We start from the raw sequence: 9,969 nt of genomic DNA on the forward strand, positions 1-9,969 counted from the left end.
TAGCGGGAAATTCGATATGGTCGTCGGGGGCGTAACGAAGAACATCGAGCGCGAGATCATCGGTGACTTCACGTCGAGTTATCTGTCGTTCCAAAAGACACCGCTCGTCCGTAAAGAAGATGCTAAACGCCTTGCTTCGATCGAACAAATCAATCGTCCGGACGTGACGATTGGTCTAAATCCAGGGGGAACGAATGAACAGTTCGTCCGTAAGACGTTCACGAAGGCGAATATCGTCATGTATGAACAAAACCTCGACATCCCGCATGCGGTTGCCTCAGGTGAAGTCGATGTCATGATCACCGATACGGTCGAGGCGATTCATTATGAAGCGCTCGACAAACGACTCGCGGCACCAAGAATTCAAGAAAAATGGATTCCAGCAGAGAAGAGCTATCTCGTTCGAGAGTCGGAAGGAGACGTTGTTGATGTCTTCAATCTCTGGATGCAATCGCACGAAGGTCAAGAAGAGATGGAGCAATTAAAAGAAAAATGGCAAGTGGCGTCTTAAGTGGATCGTGTCTCCTGACAGCAGGAGGCACGATTTTTTCGTAACAGGAATCTAGTGGGAAAGGGCGAACAAGTATGTAGAAGCAAATTAGGAGGAATCAATATGTTGAAAAACGTGTCAGCGAGACAATGGCTCATCATGACCGTTCTTTTTGCTGGTATCACTTACACATGGATTGTCATCGGAGAGTCATGGATTAATTCTACGTTGTTATTCGGAGGGGCGCTTATATTTACAACTGGTGCAGTGCTCTCATTTAGTCTCGCGTTAGCCCGAACTGTTCGATTAACAGGAATCGGATTAACGATGATGCTGGTGTCGATCGTCACAACGCTCGTAGTATCTGCCAGCGTCTTGTATGGTGTGTATCAGATTGTTGCGTAATAGTTATAGAATGAATCAAGGCACCGAATCAGGTGTCTTTTTTTGATTCGAGAACAGAAAAAACGGGAAAATCTTGGACATGACTTGGAATTTAGGGAAAGAAGGAATGAAGATGATTCATGTCGAGAACTTGACGAAGACGTACGATGGGAAGGATGTTGTCAAAGGTATTTCTTTCGACGTTCAGGCAGGGGAGATTTTTGCCTTTCTTGGACCGAACGGGGCCGGAAAATCGACGACTGTCCAGATGCTTACGACGTTGATTCCGATTTCCGGAGGTCGGGCGACGATTCAGGAATTTGATGTCGTCAAACAAGAAAAACAGGTCCGCTTGCAAATTGGAGTCGCCCTTCAAGATACCGGCATCGACGAAGATTTGACCGGTCTTGAGTTACTTGTCCTACAGGGAAAATTATTTGGATTAAGTCAGACGGAAGCTAAGAAACGGGCAGAAGAATTGTTGCAACTCGTCGGACTCGATCAAGACGGCAAGCGTCGATCTGGCACTTACTCCGGTGGGATGAAACGTCGGCTTGACCTCGCTTTGACACTCGTCCATCAACCGACTGTTTTGTTCCTTGACGAACCGACGACCGGACTTGACCCGGCGAGTCGTCTGCAAATTTGGAACGAGGTTCGGCGACTAAACGAAGAGTTCGGCACGACGATCTTTTTGACGACTCAGTACTTGGAAGAAGCCGATCAGCTAGCAGACCGGATTGCGATCATCAACGAGGGAGAACTAATTGCGGAAGGGACGGCAGCCGAGTTAAAGGCAGCAAACGGGGAAGAGCGGATTGAATTGACACTTGTGGAAAAAGAGGACGAACGAATCGTCATAGAGACGTTTGCCGGTCGTCAGGAAAAAGATCGTCTCGTCATTCCTTCGCGGGGAACGGAAACCTTGCGCGCGGTCGTCCGTTTTCTTGACGAACGGAAGATCGTTGCGACGTCACTGGTCGTCAAACAACCGTCGCTTGATGATGTCTTCATTCGCTTGACGGGGCAAGCCTATAAGGAGGAATCCTGACATGGTACGGGAAACTTGGTTTTTGATGCGTCGGAGTCTACTCGTCACGTTACGTAATCCGTTTTCCTTCATTCCGAATTTGATCATTAGTGTCTTTTTCCTGCTCGTCTACACGAGTGGTTTGTCCGGAATCTCGAATTTACCGCAGTTCGATGGCGTCGATTATTTGAACTTCATTCTGCCAGTTTCAATCGTTTCGGGTGCTGTTGGTGGAGCCGGGGGAGCCGGTCAAGCACTCGTCAAGGATATCGAGAGTGGTTACTTCGCACGACTTTTATTGACACCCGTCTCGCGAACAGCGATCGTTCTCGGACCGATGCTTGCCGGGATGTTGCAATTATTCGTTCAAACGTTACTGATTTTCGGGATGGCCTTTTTGCTTGGTCTATCGATTCCAGTCGGTGTCAGCGGCTTTTTCTTGACGATTTTACTCGCGCTCGGATTTGGACTCGCCTTTGCCGGTTACTCGGTCGGTGTCGCTTTGAAGACACGGAATGCGCAAGCCGCTCAAGCCGGAACGCTCTTATTCTTCCCGCTGATTTTCCTGTCGACGACGTTTGTGCCGAAAGACTTGATTGAAGCCGAATGGCTCAAGATTGCTGCGACGATCAATCCGACGACCTATATCATGGAAGGGATGCGTAGTGTGTTGACCCGTTCGGAGATTGATTGGTCGGTTTATTGGCAAGGTTTGATCGTCGCTGCTGTTCTCAGCATTGCGATGGTGATCTTTGCTGCGTTGAACGCACGCGGAGCGTTGAAAAAGTAAAAAAATGGACCCGTTTTTAAGTGGGTCCATTTCATGCGGCTATCTAGTTGATTGTCTTATTTCAAATCGCGTTTTTCTTCCTCTTCTTTCGACGATTTACTTTTTGCGTCGAACTCGGAACGCGTCATGACGTCTTCGACATGCATATTGATTTCGACGACATCGAGTCCTGTCATATCATGGACTGATTTTTTGATTTTTGAGACAGCGTCTTGGAAGATGGACGGAATGTTTTTGCCGTACTCGACGATGACTTTTAAGTCGAGTGCGACTTGTCGTTCGCCGACTTCCGCGTCAATGCCTTTTGTGATATCTTCCGTGCTCCGGAAACGATCTGTCAATCCACTCATGAAGCCACCGCTCATTGAGAGAATGCCTTTGACATCATTTGATGCGATACCGGCGATTTTTTTAATGACTTGATCTTCGAATGTGAGTTTGTTTTCGCGTACTACTTCGTTTTCGTTTTGTTTCGTGTTGATTTCGTTAGCCATGAGAAATCTCTCCTTTTAGTGTGAGTTAAGTGATTTTTATTTTCTGTATGCTATGCTCAATCCCGCTGAAAGAACTGAATCCATCCTTCTACATCAAGCGCATTATCCCGCCACTGACCGATCAGGTAACCGATTGTTGCGAATACGATGATCAACAACGTCGGTCCAAAACCGATCGTCAAGAACAAGATGGCGAGGATCAGTCCGACTAGACCGCCGAGTAGACGGTAGCGATACGGACGAAGTGCTTCGCTCGTTTTCATGATCTTCCTCCTCTCGGATCTTAGACGACGCGTTCAGATGTTTTTGTCTTCGTGTCACTGATTCGGACGCGTGTTTTTGTGACAGGTAGTTCAAGCAACGATTCGACTGCATGTTTGGCACGTTCTTGAATGTCTTTGCCGATTGTCGGCAAGCCTTCTTGACCGAAGACGGAACAGTCGACTTCTAACGCGACTGTTTCTTTTCTCGAGTGAATATCCGCGTTGACGCGTGGCGAACGTACGCCGTTGATACCACGAATCGACTCGAGTGCCGTTCGTTCGATCGTTTGCTTAGAGATCGTGATATTCCCGTCACCCGTCTGAATCAGGAGACGTTGTCCTTTTGAACGACTGAGTAGTCCAGTGAATAATAGAATGACAAATACGAATGCTAGGAAGCCACCAAGTGATAAAATCGTGTAGCTATACCATTGTTGATCTTGCCACTGTTCAATCAAAGGACTGAGTCGTGGAACATCATAGACGCCGAGTACAAGAAGACCGACGCTGACTAAACCGAGAATGCCGATCAGGACGAGTAGGAAACGATTGAATCCGTTCATGTTACATCTCTCCTTTCTGTCGTTAAAATGTTTTAATGTGATTGTTCTACACATGAAATATTATGTGTATGGTGAGAGTATTCCCGCTCAAACGAACTCGAAACATGAAAATACACTTCAAATAAAAAGACTATTTATTCTGAAAAATTATCTATTTATTAGAAAAATAGTAGATGAAATACGGCTTTATGTACTGAAATCAAGAATGATACGATGTCCTAAGGGTTTAAGCGTTCGCGAAAAAACATCTACCATGAATAGTATTCAATGTCAATATAGAAAATCATCTCCATCAAAAAACTCCTCTCATGCGGTCATGAGAGGAGAGATAGACGTTTATTTTTCGACTTTCGGTACTTTTACGATGTAATAGACCGTACTTAAAATCAAGAAAGCGACTCCGATTAAGATCGATACGCGTGTCTCATCGTTGAACAACATCCCGACGAGCACTGTCACCAGCGCGACGATCGACAGATAGTTCGTCACCGGCGCACCTGGCATCTTGAACGGATGTGAAGCTGTCCGTTCACTTTCAAGTTTACGATATCGAATATGACTGATTAAAATCGCGAACCACGGCACCATCCCTGGTAGTACCGAAGCACTGTAGACATACACGAAGATGTTCGTATCCTTCCCGAGAACGAGTGGCAATGTGATATCGAGAATGACACCGAAGAAAATCCCGATTGAAATTGCGAAGACCGTGTAGAATGGAATGCCGCGTTTGTTAACTTTTAAGAAGAAGGACGGCACTTGTCCTTTTTCAGCTAATGCATAGATCATCCGGCTTGCACTGAAGATCCCGGAGTTACAACCGGATAAAGCGGCCGTGATGACGACGAAGTTGATGATACCGGCAGCAATCGTGACACCGACCTTGGCGAATGTCGCAACGAACGGACTGCCGAGATCCGACAACTCATTCCACGGATACACCGTAACGATGATGAAGATGGATCCGACGTAGAAAATCAAGATTCGCCAGACGACACCATTGATCGCCTTCGTGATGTTCTTTTCTGGATCTTTCGTTTCTCCAGCTGTCACGCCGATCAACTCAACACCGATATAAGAGGCGAAGACGATCGAGAGCGCAAAGAAGAAGCCGGTAAAACCATTCGTGAAGAATCCACCGTTCGCCCAAAGGTTCGAGAAGCCGACCGGGTTTCCGTCATTCCCTAAACCAAAGAAGATGATGCCAAGTCCGGCGACGATCATTAGAAGAATCGTTATGACCTTGATTGAGGCGAACCAAAATTCAAGCTCACCGAACATCTTGACGGAAGCAAGGTTCGCGAGCGTCAAGAGAATGATGACGACGACGCCTGGAATCCAAGTCGGTAGTTCCGGCCACCAGAAGCGTAAATATGTCCCGACAGCGATGACTTCACTCATCCCGACGACGACCCAGTTGAAGATATTACTGCTTGCTGTCAAAAAACCAGCTGCTGGATGGATATAGTCGTTTGCGAACTTTGCGTACGAACCACTGTGAGGATGGGTGTAGACCATCTCACCAAGTGCCCGCATGATGAAAAAGATAAAGACTCCTGCTAGCATGTACGCAAGTAAGACGGATGGACCCGTCCAAGCGATCGTGCTTGATGCCCCAAGGAACAAACCGACCCCGATCGTTCCTCCGAGTGCAATCATTTGTACCTGTCGTGCTGTTAAATCGCGTTTCAAATTCGAACTCATCATTTCCCCCAAAAAAATTCTGTGACGTCATAATGTTCAGACAACTTGCCCGAATAACTATAACGCTGAGTATACTATCCTCAGATAGAACTCGGCTAGTCTTTTTGAAAATTTGAAATGAGGTTTTCAAAAATCAGAAATTCATGAAACGATTGTGTAACAGCTTTCATTCGTTGGCAATCAAAGCCGGGAGGTGTCGTTCCAACTTACCGAAAAACAACTGATTCGAGGTGGATAAAACAATCAAATCTTGACGCATTGTAAGTTCACCTGACAGGATTTCACCCTGTTCAGACACGAATCGAATCGAGCGAATCGGTTGAAAGATTGTTCCATCCCGCTGTAATAATTGGACATCCTCATGATCGGCAGCAAGAATATACGTATCTTGGCGAGCAAACTGCGAGAAAGCAATCGTCGGTGCCTCGCAGACTAAATCCTCTTGACCGATGCGGACGAAGCGAAAATCGGAATAATAGAAAAACCAGACTTCCTTTGACGAACAAACGTTTAAAGCGTAGCAGTCATCGATTGGATATTGACGATTTTTATACTGGACCTCACCGCGGTCGTTGAAGGCAACGAGACCAAACGCTCCGTTTGAACTCGTCATTGCGTCCGCGTAAATGCCTTCATCGAAATAACTGACCCAGATCTGACCTTGTTCATCGATTTGAACGTTCTGAATCCCATCGTCGAGACAATAGCTATCGAGTAAGTGCCCTTGAACATCATAAATGAATGCATTCGGCATCCAGGAGCCGTCGATGTCGTCATCGCAGCGTGAGGCGACGAGCAGGAGCCGACCGTCTGGGAAACGATCAACGAACGAGAAATCAGTTTCTGACTGAGCGACGATCGTCGTCTTACGCCACTCGTCCTTTAATTGATGGATCGACAAAACCGTACGACCGCGCGCTTCATCAAATGTCTCTTCAACGAGTAGGATGTGTCCGTCGACGGTGATCCCAGTCGCGACAGGACGACCCGACCGGTAGGATGCAGTCAAACGACGGAGTGGAAAATGGGCAAGCGGGGATGTGAGCATGGCAGGACCTCCTGTTTGTTTAAAAAAACAGTCCGTCGTCAGACAGACTGCTAGTTGTTCAAACCGTTCGTTGACGGCGTTTGTAAATGACATAGAAGATGATCAAGACGACGGCAGCGATTAGGACACCGTTCGTGTACGGTGCAGCCACTTCCTTGATCGAGCGCCAGTTCGTTCCGAGCGTTTCACCAAGATACAGGAACAAGATCGACCACGGAATGATCGCAAGCACCGTATAAAGAGAAAACTTCGTTTGATCCATCTTGGCAAGACCTGCCGGAATCGAGATAGCATGACGGACGACCGGGATGAAACGGGCTCCAAAGATGACGCCTTGTCCGTACTTTAAGAACCAACGCTCGGCTAGATCGAGATGATGTTCTGAAATCAAAACATACTTCCCGTATTTCAGGATAAGGGGACGACCGCCGTAGCGAGCGAACCAATATAAGAATAATTGCGAGAATAATCCACCGATGACGGCAGCGACGATAGCAAGCGGCCAGCCGATCGTTCCTTGGGAAATCATGAATCCACCGTAAGAGAGGACGATTTCACTCGGTATGATTTCAATCATCAACCCGAGGGCGATGCCGAAATATCCGAGATCGGCAAGCGAAAGTAAAATCTGGTTGACGACTTGAGATAACACGTTAGACAACTCCTTTGTATCAGTTCATTCCTTTATTTTAGAGAACCGAGGACAAAATGAAAAGGAAAAAAACGGAGACAATTCAAAAGACGGATTCGCGATGACAGCGAATCCGTCTTGTTTTTATAATACGACCGCAGCGATCGTACCGAAGATGAGTAATGGAATATTGTAGTGCAGGAACGTCGGAATGACCGTTTCTCGCATGTGATCGTGCTGACCATCAGCATTCAAACCACTCGTTGGTCCAAGTGTCGAGTCTGATGCGGGACTACCCGCGTCACCGAGCGCACCGGCTGTACCGATGATCGCAATCGTCGCTTCTAAGCTGAATCCGTACTGGATACAAAGTGGAACGAAGATGGCAGCAATGATTGGAACGGTTGAGAAACTTGAACCGATACCCATCGTGACGAGAAGACCGATCAAGAGCATGACGAAGGCAGCAACGAGTTGTGAATCGCCCATCAACGCTTTCGAGTTCTCGACGAGGGGCTCGATATCGCCCGTTTTACGTAAGACGTTTGAGAAGCCGTTCGCTGAAATCATGACGAAACCGATGAATGACATCATGCGCATACCGCGTGTAATGACGTCATCTGCTTCACTGAAACGAACGAGACGAAGCAGCAAGAAGAGGATCAAACCAGTTGTTGCAGCGAGAATCATCGACTCCGTTTGCAGTTGGACGATCAATGTCGCGATGACGACAACACCACTTAAAGCAAGTTTCGTTTTCGTGATGACCGGGATTTCATAATCGTCCGGGGCGATATCACGAATTTCATATGTCCGCTCTTTCCGGTACGTATAGAGACCGATCAAGAGACCAACGACCATTCCGAGTGCTGGAATCGCCATCGCTTCGATGACAGATGCCCCCGTTGTATCAAGACCATTTGCCTTCAAGTTCTTTAATAGAATCTGATTGAGATAGATGTCTCCGAATCCGACTGGTAAGAACATGTACGGTGTCACGAGACCGAACGTCATGATGATCGCAATCCGGCGTCGGTCCATCTTCAACTGAGAAAAGAGACCAAGAAGCGGCGGAATGATGATCGGAATGAAGGCGATGTGAATTGGTAAAGCATTTTGTGAACTGATCGCGAGCAAGAGAATTGCGAACAAGATGAATCCTTTTAATTTTTTGACCGATGAGGCACTTGCATTACCTCGTGAACGTGCAATCAAGGCGTGCGCGAGTGCGTCCGGTAATCCCGTTTTTGAGAGAGCAACGGCAAACGCACCAAGCATCGCGTAACTCAGGGCGATTTCTGCCCCGTCGCCAAGACCACCTGAAAAAGCTTTCGTCGTTTCAGTTAAATCAAGACCACCGACGAGACCGCCGGCAAACGCACTGATGACCATCGCGAGCACGATGTGGACGCGGAAGATCGCTAAAATAAATAGTAAAAAGACGGCAAACAATACGGCGTTTATCATTCAGTAAAACCACACTTTCTTTTGTTATCACTGTACTATACTAAAGTATCTTACAGCCATGTTGGAATGCTGTCAAGAGTAAAAGTCTGACCTCGTAATCAAAAGATGAATGATACGCTTTTAGCTCTCCACAAGAAGTTACATTCTGTTATACCCTGAAGCTTGAAGTGAGAAGCGTGTTGATCACTGAAAATGACTCATACGAAAAAACGTGCCATTCTTCTCCGGTACGAGAAAATGGCACGTTATCTTTAGTTTAAAGCGGAGTAAATCATCCAATTCTATTTGCGTTTCTTCTATAAAGAGTGATCAACAATCGACGACGTCAAGTTTACCAGTCCCTGGATCGATGACGAGTCCGTGGACGTTCGTCCCAGGTGGTAGTAATGGGTGGTTCTTCACGAGGCTGACCGAGTGAGCGACGCTTTCTTGAACTGACGTGAAACCACGCAACCATTGATTCAAATCAACACCAGATACTTCGAGCGTGTGAAGAATCTGTTGGTCGATGCCCCGATCCTTCATTTCACTGATCATGTGTTTTGGATCAATCGTGCTCATGCCGCAGTCGTGGTGACCGATGACGACGACTTCTTCAGCACCAAGAGCATACAACGCGACGAGAATCGAGCGCATGACGGAACCGAATGGGTGCGATAGGATAGCACCGGCATTTTTGATGATCTTCGCATCCCCGTTCTTAAGACCAAGTGCGTGTGGGAGGAGTTCCGTCAAGCGGGCATCCATACACGTCAGGATGACGACCTTTTTGTCTGGGAACTTATCCGAGACGAACTGCTCATACTGTTTTTCGGCGACGAATCGCTCGTTGAAGGCTAGCATTTCCTGTACAACTGACATTCAAGTGTCCTCCTTTAGTGGTAGCTCTTAATATGTACCCCATATCAGAATACAAGATGATGAAACGGCTATCAAGTCACGAAAATGCGAGGTGTGACAAATCGCACACATCCATGTACATGAAGCAAAACGATGAAAAAGAAGAATTTACAACAGTTGTAAACGCTATCAAAGGTGTGAGGGAATTCACAGGATGGTCATGCACAAAACAGGAAAAAGGGGTTATGATTGATTTGTGAAGGAA

At 46.9% G+C, this 9,969-nt stretch carries 12 protein-coding genes; 4 read left to right on the forward strand and 8 right to left on the reverse strand.

From position 1 onward, the window contains the following. The 4 genes from F8N00_RS12670 to F8N00_RS12685 form a co-directional block, all read left to right on the forward strand. On the forward strand, positions 1–511 hold a 511-nt coding region (locus F8N00_RS12670), incomplete at its 5' end, for a transporter substrate-binding domain-containing protein (RefSeq protein ID WP_421018342.1). Between the two features lie 102 nt (positions 512–613). Beyond that, the gene (locus F8N00_RS12675) at positions 614–895 is read left to right on the forward strand and encodes a hypothetical protein (RefSeq protein ID WP_336449299.1); all 282 of its coding nucleotides are present in this window, start codon (positions 614–616) and stop codon (positions 893–895) included. Between the two features lie 79 nt (positions 896–974). Then, complete coding sequence (locus tag F8N00_RS12680) at positions 975–1,925, forward strand: ATP-binding cassette domain-containing protein (RefSeq protein ID WP_336449300.1); 951 nt, start codon at positions 975–977, stop codon at positions 1,923–1,925. Between the two features lies 1 nt (position 1,926). Next, complete coding sequence (locus F8N00_RS12685; protein ID WP_075642128.1) at positions 1,927–2,694, forward strand: ABC transporter permease; 768 nt, start codon at positions 1,927–1,929, stop codon at positions 2,692–2,694. 56 nt (positions 2,695–2,750) lie between these two features. Here the strand turns inward: F8N00_RS12685 and F8N00_RS12690 are convergent, their stop codons facing one another. From F8N00_RS12690 to F8N00_RS12725, 8 genes are all read right to left on the reverse strand, one after another. Beyond that, on the reverse strand, positions 2,751–3,188 hold the full coding sequence (locus tag F8N00_RS12690) for an Asp23/Gls24 family envelope stress response protein (RefSeq protein WP_075642129.1): 438 nt from the start codon (positions 3,186–3,188) through the stop codon (positions 2,751–2,753). Between the two features lie 56 nt (positions 3,189–3,244). Continuing rightward, the gene (locus tag F8N00_RS12695; protein ID WP_029341361.1) at positions 3,245–3,451 is read right to left on the reverse strand and encodes a DUF2273 domain-containing protein; all 207 of its coding nucleotides are present in this window, start codon (positions 3,449–3,451) and stop codon (positions 3,245–3,247) included. Between the two features lie 20 nt (positions 3,452–3,471). After that, positions 3,472–4,014, reverse strand: coding sequence for an alkaline shock response membrane anchor protein AmaP (amaP, locus tag F8N00_RS12700; protein ID WP_336449301.1), 543 nt, complete (start codon positions 4,012–4,014; stop codon positions 3,472–3,474). 336 nt (positions 4,015–4,350) lie between these two features. Beyond that, positions 4,351–5,721 (reverse strand): amino acid permease, encoded by a 1,371-nt coding sequence (locus F8N00_RS12705; RefSeq protein ID WP_336449302.1) that lies wholly within the window; start codon positions 5,719–5,721, stop codon positions 4,351–4,353. A gap of 163 nt (positions 5,722–5,884) precedes the next feature. After that, on the reverse strand, positions 5,885–6,766 hold the full coding sequence (locus F8N00_RS12710; RefSeq protein ID WP_336449303.1) for a hypothetical protein: 882 nt from the start codon (positions 6,764–6,766) through the stop codon (positions 5,885–5,887). Between the two features lie 58 nt (positions 6,767–6,824). After that, positions 6,825–7,418: a DedA family protein gene (locus F8N00_RS12715; protein ID WP_023467894.1), complete on the reverse strand. Its 594-nt coding sequence runs from the start codon at positions 7,416–7,418 to the stop codon at positions 6,825–6,827. Between the two features lie 123 nt (positions 7,419–7,541). Next, positions 7,542–8,861 (reverse strand): Na+/H+ antiporter family protein, encoded by a 1,320-nt coding sequence (locus tag F8N00_RS12720; RefSeq protein WP_336449373.1) that lies wholly within the window; start codon positions 8,859–8,861, stop codon positions 7,542–7,544. A 312-nt stretch (positions 8,862–9,173) separates the two neighbouring features. After that, entirely contained in the window at positions 9,174–9,725 is a 552-nt protein-coding gene (locus tag F8N00_RS12725; protein WP_023467896.1) for a beta-class carbonic anhydrase, read from the reverse strand. Positions 9,726–9,969: the final 244 nt, after the last annotated feature.

This window comes from Exiguobacterium sp. A1_3_1, from assembly GCF_048985645.1.
Classification (GTDB): Bacteria; Bacillota; Bacilli; order Exiguobacteriales; family Exiguobacteriaceae; genus Exiguobacterium_A; species Exiguobacterium_A indicum.